Raw genomic sequence first — 15,726 nt, 5'->3', positions numbered from 1 at the left:
CCATCTTTGTTCTTCAAATATGCCGGGGGGCTTGGGGGGCTGGCCCCCCAATGTCCTTGCGCTTGCCTCCTACCCCAATCGCTTGAGGTAAGTCCACGTCGCAACTTTTGCGGCCCGCGCGACCGAGAAGGCTTCCGCATCGCCAAGGTAATCGAAGCCCGCGTTCGTCAAAACACGTGCGGAGCTTGGATTGTCCTGAAACACCGAACCAAAGATGGTTTTGTTCTTCAGCGGATTGGCATCGACAAGCGCATGGACGGCCTCGGAGGCGAAGCCGGTGTTCCACATCGCGGGTGCAACCCAATAGCCGATCTCGGACTGGCCGCGATCCATCTGGTCGAGCGAAATGATCCCCAGAACCTCGGCCCCGCCAAAGCTGCTGGCATCCATGACCCAGGCCGTATGCTCCACATCATCGCGCAGGAACTTGCCCATGAAGCTTTCCGTAGCGCCAGGCGGCAGCGGGTGCGGGATAGACGTCGTCATCTCAGCCACGCGTTTGTCGGCGTGGTAGAGGGTGATCAGCCCGGCATCGGACGCACGCATGGGGCGTAGCACCATACGGGGTGTTTGGATCTGCAATTGCGCTGCCTCCATATTTGGAGCCGTGCGCAGGATCGTTTCCTGTTTCATATCTCGGTCCTCCTCCGAACCGATTGCTCTTGTTGGCCTCTCATCCCCAGCCTCACAGGTGGGCATCGCGGTCTGTTTGCACAAGAGCGGTTACAGAAATGCGAAGGGGCCGGTGTTTCCACCGGCCCCTTGAAAATCTTACCCTTGGGACGGGCGGTTACTCGGCAGCCTCGGCTGCTGGGAGTACGGAAATGAAAGTGCGGCCTTTGAAGCCTTTGCGGAAGGACACATTGCCTTCGACGGTTGCGAAGATCGTATGATCCTTGCCTTCGCCCACGCCTTCACCCGGCCACCACTTGTTGCCGCGCTGACGCGCGATGATGTTGCCTGGGATGACGGCTTCGCCACCGAATTTCTTGATGCCCAAACGGCGGCCAGCGGAGTCGCGGCCGTTCCGGGAGCTACCACCTGCTTTTTTATGTGCCATGTGTTTGTCTCCTTAGCCTTCGACGATTTTCTTGGCTTGATCGACCCAGCCTTCACGCTCGATCCGGCCTTTGAACGAGAGTTTTTCGTCCATGGCGACGATGTCATCGGCGCCCCAGGCGGCGATTTGAGCGAAAGTGGTCACGCCAGCGGCGTGCAACTTCTTCTCAAGCGCGGGTCCAACACCGGACAGTTGCTTGAGGTCATCTGCGCCAGCTTCGGCGGCGGGCGCCGGAGCGGCCTCAGCCTTCTTCGCCTTGGGCTTTTCGGCCTTCGGGGCCTCTGCCTTGGGCGCTTCGGCCTTCTTCGCCTTCTTTGCGGGCTTCGCAGCGGCGGCGGCCACGGCCACACCGGCAACGGAGCCTGCACCAACAGCAGCCTTCACACCGGTCTTGTCGCCACCCTTGGCGAGGACTTCGGTGATCTCGATCAGCGTGAGCTGCTGACGATGACCCTTCTTACGCTTCGAAGAGTGCTTACGACGGCGCTTGACGAAGTGGATGAGCTTCTCGCCCTTGACCTGGTCCACAACCGTGGCTTGAACAGCGGCGCCTTCCACAAGCGGCGCGCCGACCGTGGCGCTATCGCCACCCAGCATCAGAATTTCGTTGAACTGGACCGTTTCACCGGCCTCTGCTGCAAGCTTTTCCACGCGGAGTTTGTCACCCGCCTGGACTTTATACTGCTTGCCGCCTGTCTTCATGACAGCGAACATTGGCTTATCCTTCATAACCCGCGTCGTGTGGCCCTGCAGCGTTGCAGCGTTTTGGGGTTTCCCCGCCTCGAACAGCGCGCCCCGATTAGGGGCGTTCATTACCATAACCACCAGCCGACAGAATCCCTGCGCTGGCGGAGGCCGCTAAATGCTGGAGGCGCCGTGTTATGTCAAGCCAAAAGGCACGCGTTGCCGCCCTATAGATCTTCGCCGCCGATATAGGTCGCAGCCGCATAACCCAGATCGTAGTTGAGCGTGCCGAGCAACTCTTCAAAGGCGATGAACAAAGCAGCGATCATCGCTTGACCCGTTTCACTTTCAGAATGGGCGACATAAGCCTCAAGATCGGCATTCTCGACATTGGAATAGGCGATGGCCTGGAACGAGAACAACCATTCAACCGTCGCTTCGCGGATTTGCGGCTCATGGGCCATGACGTCGCTGATCATGAGGGTTTCGCCCATATCATCGTCAAACGCTCCACCGTCGGCGAGGCCTTGAAACAGGGAGAAACGCGAATTCATGGCGCCTGAGACATTGCGGTTGATCAGATCGTTTACCTCGTTGAACGCGCGCAGTGTTTCCAAGCGGATATCTTGGGTCTCCATCGCAAGCAGCAGGGCCGCCTGTCCGTTCTCCATTGCGTCGGCATTGAGGAACGCGCGCCTGGCCGCGATTTCGCCGTTGATCAGGCGTCGCCCGGACTCAGACCTCATGAAGGCGGTGACAGCCGCAACATCTTCGCGGCTTAGCCGATCGTGCGGGAAGAATTCCTCAAACAACGCAATCAGGCGCGCGGGGTCGTGGATTTCTTCAATCCGCGCCTGCCAAGCGGCCCCGCCCCGTCCGGGAAATAGCCCGGCCTGCATGTCTTGGGCCGCATTGATGTGTTCCTCAGCTATGATCGGCAGCATCTCGTACATGCCCATCGCCTCGAACATCTCATAAAGTGCCGGTTGCTCAACCGCGTAGGTGCTGCCGGACACCGCAGAAGCCTGTTGGGCCTGAGCAAAAGCTGCAACCGCCGGAAGCGACAGCAAGAGAGCAATACAGATTGCGCGGACCATGGGCACTCCGATCAAATTCGCAATGCCGAAACTGTCCCACTACGGACCGCTTTGGCACATTGCGGCGATCCTGCCGGAAAACCAGCGGACGTCAAATCAGTTTTCCCCGATATGGGCCTTGCGCGGCGCACCGCTTGCCGCTATCCCGCCGCCCACGGGCGACAACCCTATCCGCGGAGAGGTGCCGGAGTGGTCGAACGGGGCGGTCTCGAAAACCGTTGTGGGTGCAAGCCCACCCAGGGTTCGAATCCCTGTCTCTCCGCCACAAATCCTATTTCAAACTTCCGTCGAAAAACCGCTTTGGTAGCCGGCGCGTCGACTTGCAATCGTGGAGCGATCGCCAACAATCAATTGCGCGTTTGGTCTAGACTGAGCAAGCTGGCATTCAGGCTCGAGAGAAACCGTTTCTCGATCGGGTTCATCCTCGCATCTGCGCGTCTGATTGCCCCCAGCGGTCTCCGAAATTGCGGATGGTCAAAATCCAGAAACGCGAGACCGTTTGCCAAGTAAGGCGTCGTCGTCGCCCGCGGCATGGTGGTTATCAGGTTCGTTTCGGCCACGATTTCAAGCGCCGACCGGATAGAATCCGTTTCACAAACGATATGCATGGAGGTCACACCGGATGCGGTCATCGCGGCCTCCGTCTGTTGGCGAAGAAGGCTGCCACGGGAATGTGCAAGCCAGACCTGCGCCTCAAGATCATCAGCGGTCACCCGCTTTCGTTTCGTGAGGGGGTGGTCCTTACGGCATAAGATGCCAACGCGGTCATCAATCAGAGGATCGAACACCATGCTGTCGGTCGCGTCGGCCAGGCTTTGCGGACCCAGGATCAGATCCACCTGCTTGCGTTCCAGCATTGAGCGAAGTTCGTGAACCAGACCAGTTCGCATCTCGACGACGCAATTCGGGTTGTCGCGAATGAAATGCGCCAGCACGCCGCTCAGGAACCTGCCCGCCACGATGGGTGGGGCGCCGATCCGCAATTCCCCCACAGCCCCTTGGGCGGACTGCGCGGCCAGCACGCTGGCCTGTTCTTCTGCCAATCTGATTGTCGCGCCATTGCGGGCAAGACGCAGGCCAAGCGTGTTGGGAACGGATTTGCGGCCGTCGCGGTTGAACAGGCTCGCGCCAAGCCGCGCCTCCAGCGACTTCATGTTGCGACTGAGCGCAGGTTGCGTCAGCCCCAGCCGGTCAGCCGCCGATTGAAACGATCCTGCCTCGACAATGACGGCCAGTTGGACAAGGTGCTTCGGGTCAAGTTTCATATCAAAACGGAATGCTTCAATCCTTATGTTTGATTATATCGAATGGATTGGACGTGCTAGTCTTTTCCAAAATCAAGGGAGGATACCGTGTTCCATTTCAGGAAAATTGCGGCTGCGATGGCCGTTTTTGCAGCTTCGGCTTTGGCGTCGACCACCGCATCAGCACAGATCTATAGCGGCGAGACGGCTGGCGTCGGCGATCCGGTGCACACGATGTTTGTGGCATTTGCCAATCAGGCGAGCGAAGCGGGGGTCAACATTCAGGTCAACGCAGGTCAGACGCTGACACGCTCCATGCTTTCAGGCGCACGGGGAGACATCGAATTCTTCTCGTCCGTGCCGTCGCTTGTGGGCCTGATGTCCAACGGCGCACGGATGTATGAAACAGTCGATGACGCGCCCGAGGTTGCAGGCAATCTGCGTGCGATCCTTGGCTTTCAGGCTGGGGCCTATCACCCCGTCACGCTGGCCGGATCGGGTATCGAAAGCTGGGAAGACATTGCGGGTCAGACCGTATTCACCGGTCCGCCGGCAGGCTCGGCTTCGGCCACGTCTGAGGCGCTGATCCGCATCATAACGGGCTATGAACCGGGTGAGGATTACGAGGCCGTACGCTTAAGCTGGGGTGAGGGGTATTCCGCTCTGGCCGATGGTCAGATCGACATGATGGTGCGTCCGGCGGAAGTCGGCTCAGCCAATATCGAGCGGTTTGGCCTTTCGGGCGAATTCCGCATCTTCTCGATCCCCGAGGACATGGTTGCGGACGAGGACATGCAGGCGCTGTTTGGGCGCCCGGGTCGCGGGATGATGCAATTTGAAGGCGACCTCTATCAGGGTCAGCTGACCGAAGGGACGATCACGGCGCTCGGCTTCTTCCAGTTCATCGGCACCCATGTGGGCGTGGATGAAGAGGTTGTCTATCAGGCCACACGCGCCTTTTGGGAAGGGTTGGACGAGGTCCATGCTTCGGCCCTGTTCTTGCAGAATGTGACGCCCGAGACGGCATTCACTGCCGTCAACGTGCCGCTGCACCCGGGTGCGTTGCGCTACTATGAGGAAGCGGGATTCGACATTCCCGATGAGCTGCGCCCCTAACCGATGCGCACACGGCGCCGCCTAAACTGGGCGGCGTCGCCCCCGACCCTCTTACCCGAAAGCCACACCCATGGCCGACCAGACGCACGTTCCGTCCGGACCGATTGACCGCGCCTTTACGTGGGCCGCCTATCTGGCCTGTGCCGCGCTCGGGGCGATCGCGATTTATAGCGCAGGCATTGATCTCATTGATCCAAAGATGCACCGCGCTGTTGGCTTTGCACTGGCCCTGTTTGTAGCCATCGCCGTGTCACGCCGCAGGCGGGTCGATGCGGGCAAAGCCAATGGGCCAATCCACTTGGCGATCGATCTGGCGCTTTTGGGCGCCGGGCTTTGGGCGATCTGGTCTTTCTTTACCGTCCAGACGCAGATGGAGGTTGCCCTATACGATGTGCGACAGGCCGATGCATGGCCTGCGCTGGCTGGCCTGATCGTATTCCTGGAGCTGTGTCGCCGCCTTTGGGGCTGGGGCCTCTTCTCCATCGGCGCGCTGGGGGTGCTTTACCTGCTCTACGGCCAAGGGATGCCGGGCATTCTGGAGCATACGGGTTTCGATTTTGTCGATGTGTCCGAGGCGCTTTGGTACAACACTAACAAGGGTGTCTTCGGCTCGATTACCAATATCGTTTTGGTCACGGTCTTCATCTTCATCATCTTTGGTGTGCTGCTGGAAGGCACCGGCGCGGGCGACACGCTGCTGAAATTCGCGTTTCTTTTGACGCGGCGGACACGCGGCGGCCCGGCCCATGCGGCCATCGTTGCGTCGTCGATGTTCGGCACGATGTCGGGATCGACCGTGGCCAATATCGTGGGCACCGGCACCTTCACGATCCCGATGATCAAGCGGCGTGGGTTCAGCCCGACCTTTGCGGCGGGGATCGAGGCCACGGCCTCCTCCGGCGGGCAGATCATGCCGCCGATCATGGGCGCGGCAGCGCTGGTCATGGCGGACCTGACGGGCGCAGGCTACCTCAACATCATCATTGCGGCCTTGTTTCCGGCCTTGTTCTATTACTTCAGTCTCTTCACTGGCGTCACGGTCGAATCCCGTCGGCAGGGCATCGAAGTGCAGCCGCTGGCCCTAGACGACAAAATCACGCGCACCGATATGATCAACGCGATCCTGTTTGTCGGGCCGATTGTGACCGTGATCGGGAGCCTCTTGCTCGGGTACTCGACCTCAGCGGCAGGCTTTTATGCGGTGATCGTTTTGCTGGCCCTGTCAGTGATCAACCCAGACGTGCGCCGCGATCCGGTGCGGGTCTGGAACTCGTTCCTGAAAGGTGCCGAAAGCGGCGCGACGCTTTTGATTGCGATTGCGGCGATAGGCATTCTGGTGGGCTCGCTCGACAGCACCGGCCTTGGGCTGAAACTGGCCGGGGTGATTTCGGACATTCGCGGCGAGAGCCTTTTTTCCGCCCTGCTGGTGGCGATGATTGGCGCGTTGATCCTCGGTATGGGGATGCCCACCCTGCCCGCCTACCTGATCATTATCCTTGTCATGGGGCCAGCCATTCAGGCACTTGGCGTGTCGATGCTGACGGCACATATGTTCGTGTTTTACTACGGCGTGGCGTCGTCGCTGACCCCGCCGGTAGCCATCGCGGCCTATGCGGCGGCCCCGATTGCGCAGGCGAACCCGTTGATGACGGCGTTGATGTCCTTCCGGCTTGGGATGGCGAAATTTATCATCCCGTTCATCTTTGCCTTCTACCCTACGATCCTGATCGTTGAGGAGTTCAGCCTGCTGCCGTTCTTGTGGATCGTGGCGCGCACATGCTTTTGCATTTGGCTCTTCTCCTCTGCTTTGTCGGCGTTTGGGGTCCGCAAGCTTACTATTCCCGAGGTTGTTTTGCGGTTCGGGGCTGCCTTCGCCCTTCTGGCCACATCGCCTGCAATCCACCTGCCTGCACTGGCCCTTGGTCTTGCGTTGGTGGCGTGGGCGATGCGCGGGGGCACGCCGTCTGAGCCAAAGGTGAGCCCATGACAAAGCGTCCCAATTTCCTCTTCATTATCACCGATCAACATCGCGCCGATCATTTGGGGTGCTACGGCAACCCGACAGTCCGCACGCCGCATATCGACAGGATCGCCGCCCAAGGGACCCGGTTTGAGCGGTTCTATGTGGCCAACCCCATTTGCATGCCAAACCGGGCCTCTATTATGACGGGGCGGATGTGTTCGGCCCATGGTGCGCGGCACAACGGAATTCCGCTTTCCAAGGACCACACCACGTTTGTGGAACTGCTGCGCGATGCCGGATATCGCACAGGGCTGATTGGTAAGTCGCACCTGCAAAGCTTTACGGGACTGGCGGCCACGAACACTTATGAACCCGCCGATGGCCTTCACGCGCCAAGCGCCCCTCTGCGCGATGCGATCAAGAACAACCGGCACACGCCGGATTATGATCTTGAGATTGCGCCGAAATGGGATCGCCCGCTGGCCGAGAGGATCGATGGCGATTTCTACGGGTTCGAGCATGTCGAAGTTGCTGCAGATCACGGGGATCAGGCCAGCGGCGACTACCTTCTATGGGCGCGAGATCAGTGCCCCGATTTTGACAACCTCGTGGGCCCGGAAAACGCGCTGCCAGACAACCGGATAAATGCGCCACAGGCATGGCGAACCGCTGTCCCTGAAGAGCTTTATTCAACCAATTGGATCGCGGATCGGTCTGCGGCTTATCTGGCCGAACGTGCGCAAGAAGACGCTCCGTTTTTTCTGCAGATGAGCTTTCCCGATCCGCACCACCCCTTCACCCCGCCGGGTCGCTATTGGGATATGTACGACCCATTGGACATCGCCCTGCCTGAGACGTTCGGAAAGGGCGATCTTCCGCCCATTCGCGCCATGCGCGAGGCAATGGCAAACGGCAGCGATCCACGTGATAACCAAAACCCCTTCGCCGTCACCGAAGACGAAGCGCGCGCCATTATCGCGCTGACGTACGGCATGATCACCATGATCGACGACGCGATTGGGCGTGTGTTACATCAGCTTGAAGAACTGGGCCTTGCCGAGAATACGGTCGTAATATTCACAACGGACCACGGTGACTATATGGGCGACCATGGTTTGATGCTGAAACTTTTGCTGCATTATCAGGGCATTATCCGGGTGCCGTTTATCTGGCATGATCCGCACGCGGCGATCTCGGGTCACAGCGATGCGGGGCTCGCCTCCTCCATCGATATCGCACCAACCGTTCTGGCGCGCGCGGGTATCCAGCCGTACAACGGAATACAGGGGCGCGATCTGTTCTCATCGTCGCCCCCTGAAGGTCTCGTTATCGAGGAAGACAGCCAACGGACCATGACAGGCTTCGACCGCCCTCAACGCGTCAGAACACTGGTGACGGACCGCTACCGCATGTCGCTGCGAGAAGGTGAGGATTGGAACGAGCTCTACGATCTAGAGACAGATCCTGGAGAAGTGGACAACCTTTACGATCAACCGTCTGCTGAGCAGGTGCGGCATCATTTGTCGGAGCTGATGTTGCGGAGAATGATCTCTCTTCAAGATCGATCCCCCCTGCCCGCCTACCGCGCGTGACGCATTAGCCATCGCTATCCTTTGGTCAGGCCTTTTCGCAGAGCAGTCCGAAAACCCGAGCGCTTTCCGCAAAGTCTGAGGCAATAGTTGCGTTCGTTCGCACTCTTATCTCCACCAATGCAGTGTTAAGCGGTGCCAAAAGGAAAAATCCTGTGCAAGATCGGCGGGTGCAATCGCACACAAAAACGGCCACGCTCGGATAGTTGCGCCCAAAAATCGCAGTGAACCATTCTAAAGGATCCGCGCATGTTTACGTCTGAACTTTCAATGGCTGGACTCGAACGTGCGCGCGGGTCCGCTTTCAAGACCCGCTTGGCGCAACTGATTGCCCAAAAGACGGATGCCCAAACCGAAAATGCCCCGCAATGGGCGGCGTCGTACTTTGACCTAATCTCGCAATGGCTTGCGCCACTTTCGTTTACTTTGGAACAGCACGGCGTTCCCGGCGCACCTTTCTTGATCGCGCGTCGGATTGAGGATCCGGTTCTTCCAACCGTACTGACCTATTCGCACGGCGATGTCGTTCCGGGCATGGAGGGGGATTGGGCCGAAGGGCGTGACCCTTGGACGCTGACCGAAGCGGGTGAGCATTGGTTTGGCCGTGGCATTGCCGATAACAAGGGTCAGTTTCTGGTCAACCTGACCGCGGTGGAAACCGTTCTGGCAGAACGGCACGCCTTGGGATTTAACCTGATCTGGTTGATTGAGATGGGGGAAGAAATTGGCTCCCCCGGATTGGCCGAGATCTGTATGCTACAGGCGAAAGCCCTGAAAGCGGATGTGCTGCTGGCTTCTGACGGCCCAAGGGTTGCGGCTGAGACGCCCACTCTGTTTCTCGGCGCACGCGGGGGCATGACGTTCCGGTTGGATCTAGAACACAGGGAAAGCGGGCGACATTCCGGCAATTTCGGTGGTGCCCTTCGGAACCCCGCAATCGAACTTGCCCATGCCTTGACCAGCATCGTCGACCGGAACGGCGGATTGCAGATTGACGCGTGGACACCCGGCCATATTCCGGACGCAACGCGGGCAGCCCTTAAGACAATCACACCCGCCGGCGGTGCCGTCGATGAAGATTGGGGTGTTGCCGGCCTGACACCTGCGGAACGCATCCATGCCTGGTCGTCCGCGGAAGTGCTGGCCTTGCACGCCGGCCATCCCCCTGCTCCGGTCAACGCCATTCCGCCGAAAGCCAGTGCTTGGGTCCAGTTGCGCTATGCGCCCGGAACGCGGAGCGAGGGGTTGTTAGAGGCGCTCCGCACTCATCTGGACGAAGCAGGGTTTTCAGACGTTACGATCACCCCCGAAGGCCCTTCGTTTCGAGCCAGTGCCACGCCAGTTGACCATCAAGCGGTTAAACGCCTCTCTGGTGTCATCGAAGCCGAGAGCGGGCAGCCCCCAGCCATTCTGCCTTCTCTGGGCGGCTCGCTTCCGAACGACATTTTTCGGGAGGTATTGGGCTTGCCAACAATCTGGGTTCCCCATTCCTACCCCGAATGCTCCCAACACGCCCCGAATGAGCATTTGCCCAAACGACTTTTGTTTGAGGCCACTGGATTGATGGCTGCAATTCTGGGATCGTTCGCAGGCACCAAACCGGAAGATTGGCACTAGTTGCGTCGCCAATCGCTGAGCGCGGGGTTATCGGCCTCTTCTTCCGGGGCAGGCTGGCGGCGACGCCGACCGAAAATGCCACCCAAACGATCGCGCAGACGCCGCCTGCCTTGTTGTGCGCCGCCATTTAGCCGGGGCGTCACACCACGGGAATAGTGCAGCTCACGCGCCCCGAAGTAGAAGCTGACGATGGCTCCTAGAAGCCACCACAATGGCTCCGGCACTTCCTGCAAACCGATCATGCGCGCGGCAAAAGCCTGCGGATCGGCCATCGCATAAACAAACAGGCCAAGCGTGCCCAAGGCCAGCATGGGACGGGGCAACCGGTTCAACCCGTTGATCATGCGGTCAAACCAACCGGTGCCCGCATATTCAAATTCCGCCGCCGCCGTTTGCAATGTCGCTTGGTGGATGCCTGCGGCGAGCTCCATCGCGCGCGTGGCGTTGGGCACGAAGACTTCCGACAGTCCTTCCGCCGCTTCTCCGATCCCTTCGACCGTCTCGCCGATCCCGCGATCCATCAACCCCATGCCGCTGTCCTTTCACGGTGCTGCGCCGCTGTCAGGTGGTAGCGGGGGGAGATGAATTCTTCGGCCCGAACGATCCAGCCCCCTTTTCCGCCGTCCCGGCGACGCGCGTATTTGCGGCTGGCGGGGCGACGGTCGGCCAGGCGATAGTAGTAATTGCGCCGCGCAATCCCGTACGCATCAACCAGATGGTCCGGGGCTTGCGCGAGAGCGGCATGGGCTGCACGCGCCGTTTGCGGGCCGATGGCACCGTCGACCGCTATGTCGAGCCCCATGTCCCGCAACAGCCGTTGAAGGATGCGCACGGCATTTGAGCCCGCGTTGACCTGCATATCGAAGACCGTGGCCTGCAAGGGCTCCGGCAAAAGATGGATGCGGGGGCGTGTGAAGTAGTGCTCGATGAACAGATCGGTTGCGAGCTCCGGCGTCACCAGCCGCACATCGGCGACGTCCACATCACCATCCGTGTCCAGATCGAGGCCGAGACTGCGCATCGTATGGATGGTCACACCATGTTTGGTCGCCCCGCCCGGATCGTCGGGATCGTTCACGAAACCGCCCTCACGGGCAACAATGTCTTCTGCTATAGATCGAACCGAAAGCATGGCCCGTCCCTCCACACTCATTGGTTTTGAGCGATGGAATCCACCATGGGAGAGTTAAGGAAGTGTTACTGAGCCAAAGAAATCAGCTGCGAGAACAGGCGACAGGCTGGAGGAGAAGCTGAAAGATCAGCTTTCGCCTGGGTCGCGGTAAACGCCCTGTTCTTCCAGCGCTTCGATCACCTCGGCGGGCATATAGGTCTCATCATGGCGGGCGAGAATTTCCGTGGCCTCAAATACGCCATCCACCAAGCGCCCAGTGCCCACCATGCCTTCGCCTTCGTTGAAAAGATCGGGCAGGATACCGGTATAGCTGACTGGGATCGAAGCCGCGCCGTCGGTCACGCTGAAGGTAATCGTTTCCCCTTCGCCGCGCACCAAGGTGCCTTCTTCGACCAATCCGCCAATGCGGAAAACTTCATTCGGCGGCGGCGGGTTGGAGGCGATTTCGGCGGGCGGGCGGAAGAAGTTGAACGCATCCTGCGAGGCCCAGATGATCAACCCGGTGGAGCCCAAAAGGGCCACGGCCGCCAAGACGATCACCTGAATGCGCCGCTGCCGCTTCAAACTTCGCATCGCAATCTCTCCCTACGGGAATACGCCAAGGCCCATCAGGCCCGCCGTTTCCTCCAGCCCTAGCATCAGGTTGGCATTCTGGATCGCCTGCCCTGAAGAGCCTTTGCACAAATTGTCCAGGGCAGCCACGATTTGCGCCCGGCCCGACCGGCGGTCAGCTACGACCCCGATATGACAATAATTGGTGCCTCTGACGTCATGTGTCGAGGGGGCCTGCCCCATCGGAAGCACTTCGATGAACGGTTCGTGATCGTAAGCGGTGCGCAGCGCGCTGTGGATCGCATCCGCATCGCCGCTGACATAGACCGTCGCCAGAATGCCCCGGTTGAAGGGGGCGAGGTGCGGCGTGAATTGCACTTCGACGGGACGACCTGCGATCAAGCTAAACTCTTGATCAAACTCACCTAAATGCCGGTGCGTGCCGCCAAGGGCATAGGCGTTGGTGCCTTCGCTCAATTCGGCATGGAGGAGGTTTTCCTTGAGGCTCCTCCCCGCGCCCGAGACGCCGACGACCATGTTGATGATGATCTCATCGAGGTCGATCAAAGCGTCTGCGATCACCGGCCGCAACGCAAATTGCCCGGTGGCCGCGTTGCACCCCGTGCCTGCTACTAACCGCGCAGACTGAATGTCCTCACGGTAGAATTCGGTCAGGCCATAGACGGCCTCCGCCTGAAGCTCCGGCGCATCCTGATCTTTGCCGTACCATTTGCGATACATGGCCGGATCGCGCAGCCTGAAATCGGCCGACAAGTCCACAACTTTAAGATCGCTCGGCAAGCCTTTGATAACGCTTTGAGATGTGGCGTGAGGCAAGGCACAAAAGGCCAAATCAACCCCAGAGAAATCCACATCCTCAATCCGCTGCAAATCGGGCAATCCGGCACTGCGCAGGAACGGATAGACCGAGGCCATGGGCTGACCCGCCTTACGGTCCCCGGTCAGCGCTACAATTCGCAGATCCGGGTGCCCACCGATCAGGCGACAGAGCTCTGCCCCCGTATAGCCGGAAGCGCCGAGGATCGCGATGGTCTTGGTCATGGTGAAAGGCCCGTTTCAGATGTGTCCGAGCGCCTTACGGCAAATCGGCATGGCGATCAAATCATCCTGCGTGATACGCTGATCAGCACTGAAAATGCGGGGCCTCAACCTGTAGTGATCCCGTAGTTTTTCTGTAACTACACATGTAGTGGCTGCGCCTTCGGGATCCGGCCCGCGCATCACGCGCTCAAGGAGCGGGATAGACCAAGTCAAAGACGATCTCTACAGGGGTTTGGGCCGCCTCTTCTACGCGCAGGTCATCAGTGAATTCGAGCGCGAGTTGGTAGCGTCCCGGCGGCACTTCCGGCCCCAATCCCCCCGTGATCCAGCTTTGGAAATATTCCGGATCGTCCGGGGCCATGGTCATGGTCCCCTCATATGTATGGATGTCGAGCCATGGGCTGAGCGGCTCGCCGGTATCCGAGCGGACCTGCGCGCGCAGGGACATCTGGAAACGTGCTCCGGGTTGGCCGACGGGGTCGCGTGCGACATTGCCAAGGGAGACGTAGAAATACACCTCCTCCCCACTGACAAAGGCGTTGTCTGCGCGCGGAATATGGGCGTCATCCTCGCCCCGAATATCACGCTCCGCCAGAAAACCGGCCACGATTTCAATGGATGGCATTGCCGCCTGCCAGGCCGCCGGATCGCTGCGATCAGCCGTAGAGGTTGCAGCCGCAGCGGGAGGCACGGACTGTATCGGAACCTGGGCCATCACAGGCGATGCGAGGGTGAGAGCAAGAAGCAGCGGAAAGGTACGGACCATGTACACACGGTGAGGGACAAAACCCGTCCGCACAAGCGACCTGCCTATTCGACGCCCTCAAACGTGATTTTCCGCCGAAGGAACAGGGTGGCCTTCGCCTCAACCGATTTCGGATCGCCGGTTGTAAGGAAAGCGGCCTCACCTGTTCCCAACATCTCTGGCCGGCGTTCAAGATAGTCGGCGAGCGATTCCGCCACGAGTGAGGGTTGCGAATAGACGGCAACCTCATCGCCAAGTGCCGCGCGGAACACATCTTCGACCAGCGGGTAATGTGTGCAGCCCAGAATGGCGGCCTGCGGCTTGGGCATCCGCCGTTTCAGTGCGTCCACATGGGAGCGGACGAGCGCCTCGGCGAGGATCATGTCGCCATCTTCGATGGCGTCCACCACTCCGCCGCAAGGCTGCGCCTCTACATCCACACCGATCGCGCGAAACGCGAGTTCTCGCTGGAAGGCCCGGCTGGAAACGGTCGCGGGTGTGGCGAACAAGGCCACGTCGTTCACAGCCACTTCGCGCGGAGGGGAGTTGTCGCCCCAGTTCCGCTCAGTCAGAGCTTCGATCAGCGGCACAAACACACCGAGGACGCGCTTGCCTTCGGGCACCCACCCTTCCTGCATCCGGCGCAGTGCTGCGGCAGAGGCCGTGTTGCAGGCGAGGATCACCAAGTCGCAGCCGCGGTCGAACATCGCCTGAACGCCAGCGGTGGTCAGATTGTAGATGTCCTCGGGTTCCCGCGTTCCGTAGGGCGTGTGCGCGTTGTCGCCGTAGTAAAGGATCGGCAGATCCGGCAAGCGCTTCTGAACGGCATCCAGAACGGTCAAGCCGCCAAGGCCGGAATCGAAAATACCCACTGCCATCAGTAACGATCCTTCAGTTTCTTGCGCATCGGCTTCTCTTCCGGTCCGCGATGTTTGTCTTCGAATTCGAACCCGCGCACCGTTGGGTCCAATGGGCGGGGTGACAAGGCATAGGTCGTTTTGCGCAAATGCTCCATCAGCGCTTTTGCGTCGCCTGCCATGTCGTTGAGATCTTCGCGTGCAATCGGATCGCCAATGACCACGTCCACGGGTTTGTTCACCCGTTTCTTGAATTCCTTGATCAGCAGGCCCATCCGCAACGTGTAGTGAAGGTGGCTCATCAATTGGAAAAGACGGCTGTTATGGCCGTCAAAGAAGATCGGAACGACGGTCGCGTCGGATTTGGCTATCATGCGCGCGGTGAAGCTGCGCCAGACCGGGTCCATGGGCCGCCCGAACGGTTTAGCGGCGGTGCTGACGGTGCCGCCGGGGAAAACACCGATGGCGCCGCCATCACTCAAATACTTCAACGCGTCTTTCCGAGTGCGGAGGTTTTGCGCAAGCGCCTCTTTGGTTTCTTCGAAGTTCACCGGCAGGATCACACGGTTCAGATCTTCGGCCTTTCGGAACACCTGATGGGCCAGAATGCGGAAATCACCACGTCCCTGGCTTAGGATATGGCCCATCATGAGCCCGTCTAGGATACCGTAAGGATGGTTAGCGATCAGCACGACCGCGCCTTCTTGCGGAATGTTTGAGAGGCTGCCGCGGATCACGTTCAGCTCAAGACCGTAGCGTTCAACCATGACCTCCCAGAAATCGCGGCCCTGACGGATTTCCTCATCATAGCCGTCTGCCTGTTTTATCAGACGCATACGGCCGGTCGTATTCTCCATTACGCGGATCATCGCCCGCCCGCCCTTGGTTTCGGCAGAATGGGCATAGGAAATCTCGCGCGCTACAGCGCGGCTTTCGCGATCGGGTCGGCGACGGTTGGGCATCTGCTCAGGAAGCCTCTGTTTGCGTGCTGGCCCATGGATACGCCAA

The 15,726-nt window shown here is 59.7% G+C and carries 16 protein-coding genes and 1 tRNA gene; 5 read left to right on the top strand and 12 right to left on the bottom strand.

All coding sequences use genetic code 11. The features are described from left to right. Window positions 1-69: 69 nt before the first annotated feature. The 4 genes from V8J81_RS06905 to V8J81_RS06890 form a co-directional block, all read right to left on the bottom strand. Window positions 70-597: a GNAT family N-acetyltransferase gene (locus V8J81_RS06905; RefSeq protein ID WP_368477611.1), complete on the bottom strand. Its 528-nt coding sequence runs from the start codon at window positions 595-597 to the stop codon at window positions 70-72. A gap of 193 nt (window positions 598-790) precedes the next feature. After that, window positions 791-1,060, bottom strand: a complete 270-nt coding sequence (gene rpmA, locus V8J81_RS06900; RefSeq protein ID WP_368475010.1) for a 50S ribosomal protein L27 — start codon at window positions 1,058-1,060, stop codon at window positions 791-793. Window positions 1,061-1,072: 12 nt separating this feature from the next. Continuing rightward, window positions 1,073-1,774 (bottom strand): 50S ribosomal protein L21, encoded by a 702-nt coding sequence (locus tag V8J81_RS06895; RefSeq protein WP_368475009.1) that lies wholly within the window; start codon window positions 1,772-1,774, stop codon window positions 1,073-1,075. A gap of 197 nt (window positions 1,775-1,971) precedes the next feature. Next, window positions 1,972-2,841 (bottom strand): hypothetical protein, encoded by an 870-nt coding sequence (locus V8J81_RS06890; RefSeq protein ID WP_368475008.1) that lies wholly within the window; start codon window positions 2,839-2,841, stop codon window positions 1,972-1,974. A 175-nt stretch (window positions 2,842-3,016) separates the two neighbouring features. Here V8J81_RS06890 and V8J81_RS06885 point away from each other — a divergent pair. Beyond that, a tRNA-Ser gene (locus V8J81_RS06885) sits at window positions 3,017-3,106 on the top strand. A gap of 82 nt (window positions 3,107-3,188) precedes the next feature. On the opposite strand, the gene V8J81_RS06880 is transcribed toward V8J81_RS06885, so the two are convergent. Next, window positions 3,189-4,106, bottom strand: coding sequence for a LysR family transcriptional regulator (locus V8J81_RS06880; RefSeq protein WP_368475007.1), 918 nt, complete (start codon window positions 4,104-4,106; stop codon window positions 3,189-3,191). Window positions 4,107-4,193: 87 nt separating this feature from the next. On the opposite strand from V8J81_RS06880, the gene V8J81_RS06875 reads away from it, so the two are divergent. The 4 genes from V8J81_RS06875 to V8J81_RS06860 all read left to right on the top strand — a co-directional run bounded on the left by V8J81_RS06875 (window position 4,194) and on the right by V8J81_RS06860 (window position 10,370). After that, a complete protein-coding gene (locus V8J81_RS06875) occupies window positions 4,194-5,201 on the top strand; it encodes a TAXI family TRAP transporter solute-binding subunit (RefSeq protein WP_368475006.1) in 1,008 nt (335 codons plus the stop codon). 70 nt (window positions 5,202-5,271) lie between these two features. Then, window positions 5,272-7,188, top strand: a complete 1,917-nt coding sequence (locus tag V8J81_RS06870; protein WP_368475005.1) for a TRAP transporter permease — start codon at window positions 5,272-5,274, stop codon at window positions 7,186-7,188. After that, window positions 7,185-8,756 (top strand): sulfatase family protein, encoded by a 1,572-nt coding sequence (locus tag V8J81_RS06865; RefSeq protein WP_368475004.1) that lies wholly within the window; start codon window positions 7,185-7,187, stop codon window positions 8,754-8,756. Before V8J81_RS06870 ends, V8J81_RS06865 begins: the two co-directional genes overlap by 4 nt. A 246-nt stretch (window positions 8,757-9,002) precedes the next feature. Beyond that, window positions 9,003-10,370 (top strand): M20/M25/M40 family metallo-hydrolase, encoded by a 1,368-nt coding sequence (locus V8J81_RS06860; RefSeq protein ID WP_368475003.1) that lies wholly within the window; start codon window positions 9,003-9,005, stop codon window positions 10,368-10,370. On the opposite strand, the gene V8J81_RS06855 is transcribed toward V8J81_RS06860, so the two are convergent. From V8J81_RS06855 to V8J81_RS06825, 7 genes are all read right to left on the bottom strand, one after another. Then, window positions 10,367-10,900 (bottom strand): holin family protein, encoded by a 534-nt coding sequence (locus V8J81_RS06855; protein WP_368475002.1) that lies wholly within the window; start codon window positions 10,898-10,900, stop codon window positions 10,367-10,369. The genes V8J81_RS06860 and V8J81_RS06855 overlap by 4 nt on opposite strands. Continuing rightward, window positions 10,891-11,502 (bottom strand): holin-associated N-acetylmuramidase, encoded by a 612-nt coding sequence (locus V8J81_RS06850; protein ID WP_368477610.1) that lies wholly within the window; start codon window positions 11,500-11,502, stop codon window positions 10,891-10,893. The genes V8J81_RS06855 and V8J81_RS06850 overlap by 10 nt, the downstream gene beginning before the upstream one ends. A 126-nt stretch (window positions 11,503-11,628) precedes the next feature. Beyond that, complete coding sequence (gene ccmE, locus V8J81_RS06845; protein ID WP_368475001.1) at window positions 11,629-12,075, bottom strand: cytochrome c maturation protein CcmE; 447 nt, start codon at window positions 12,073-12,075, stop codon at window positions 11,629-11,631. A gap of 12 nt (window positions 12,076-12,087) precedes the next feature. Then, on the bottom strand, window positions 12,088-13,116 hold the full coding sequence (gene argC, locus V8J81_RS06840; protein WP_368475000.1) for an N-acetyl-gamma-glutamyl-phosphate reductase: 1,029 nt from the start codon (window positions 13,114-13,116) through the stop codon (window positions 12,088-12,090). A gap of 187 nt (window positions 13,117-13,303) precedes the next feature. Further along, window positions 13,304-13,882, bottom strand: a complete 579-nt coding sequence (locus V8J81_RS06835; protein ID WP_368474999.1) for a hypothetical protein — start codon at window positions 13,880-13,882, stop codon at window positions 13,304-13,306. A 44-nt stretch (window positions 13,883-13,926) separates the two neighbouring features. After that, the gene (locus V8J81_RS06830; RefSeq protein ID WP_368474998.1) at window positions 13,927-14,739 is read right to left on the bottom strand and encodes a glutamate racemase; all 813 of its coding nucleotides are present in this window, start codon (window positions 14,737-14,739) and stop codon (window positions 13,927-13,929) included. Then, window positions 14,739-15,680: a lysophospholipid acyltransferase family protein gene (locus V8J81_RS06825; RefSeq protein ID WP_368474997.1), complete on the bottom strand. Its 942-nt coding sequence runs from the start codon at window positions 15,678-15,680 to the stop codon at window positions 14,739-14,741. Before V8J81_RS06825 ends, V8J81_RS06830 begins: the two co-directional genes overlap by 1 nt. Window positions 15,681-15,726: the final 46 nt, after the last annotated feature.

Origin of the sequence: Gymnodinialimonas sp. 202GB13-11, assembly GCF_040932485.1 — a bacterium.
In the GTDB taxonomy this organism is placed as follows: domain Bacteria; phylum Pseudomonadota; class Alphaproteobacteria; order Rhodobacterales; family Rhodobacteraceae; genus Gymnodinialimonas; species Gymnodinialimonas hymeniacidonis.
The sequence above is the reverse complement of the archived record's forward strand: the minus strand, read 5'-3'. Positions and strand labels throughout refer to the sequence as shown.

Coding starts and splice junctions, on each gene's coding strand:
- V8J81_RS06905 (WP_368477611.1), bottom strand. CDS start 597: ATGGAGGCAGCGCAATTGCAGATCCAAACACCCCGTATGGTGCTACGC.
- rpmA (WP_368475010.1), bottom strand. CDS start 1,060: ATGGCACATAAAAAAGCAGGTGGTAGCTCCCGGAACGGCCGCGACTCC.
- V8J81_RS06895 (WP_368475009.1), bottom strand. CDS start 1,774: ATGTTCGCTGTCATGAAGACAGGCGGCAAGCAGTATAAAGTCCAGGCG.
- V8J81_RS06890 (WP_368475008.1), bottom strand. CDS start 2,841: ATGGTCCGCGCAATCTGTATTGCTCTCTTGCTGTCGCTTCCGGCGGTT.
- V8J81_RS06880 (WP_368475007.1), bottom strand. CDS start 4,106: ATGAAACTTGACCCGAAGCACCTTGTCCAACTGGCCGTCATTGTCGAG.
- V8J81_RS06870 (WP_368475005.1), top strand. CDS start 5,272: ATGGCCGACCAGACGCACGTTCCGTCCGGACCGATTGACCGCGCCTTT.
- V8J81_RS06865 (WP_368475004.1), top strand. CDS start 7,185: ATGACAAAGCGTCCCAATTTCCTCTTCATTATCACCGATCAACATCGC.
- V8J81_RS06860 (WP_368475003.1), top strand. CDS start 9,003: ATGTTTACGTCTGAACTTTCAATGGCTGGACTCGAACGTGCGCGCGGG.
- V8J81_RS06855 (WP_368475002.1), bottom strand. CDS start 10,900: ATGGGGTTGATGGATCGCGGGATCGGCGAGACGGTCGAAGGGATCGGA.
- V8J81_RS06850 (WP_368477610.1), bottom strand. CDS start 11,502: ATGCTTTCGGTTCGATCTATAGCAGAAGACATTGTTGCCCGTGAGGGC.
- ccmE (WP_368475001.1), bottom strand. CDS start 12,075: ATGCGAAGTTTGAAGCGGCAGCGGCGCATTCAGGTGATCGTCTTGGCG.
- argC (WP_368475000.1), bottom strand. CDS start 13,116: ATGACCAAGACCATCGCGATCCTCGGCGCTTCCGGCTATACGGGGGCA.
- V8J81_RS06835 (WP_368474999.1), bottom strand. CDS start 13,882: ATGGTCCGTACCTTTCCGCTGCTTCTTGCTCTCACCCTCGCATCGCCT.
- V8J81_RS06830 (WP_368474998.1), bottom strand. CDS start 14,739: ATGGCAGTGGGTATTTTCGATTCCGGCCTTGGCGGCTTGACCGTTCTG.
- V8J81_RS06825 (WP_368474997.1), bottom strand. CDS start 15,680: ATGCCCAACCGTCGCCGACCCGATCGCGAAAGCCGCGCTGTAGCGCGC.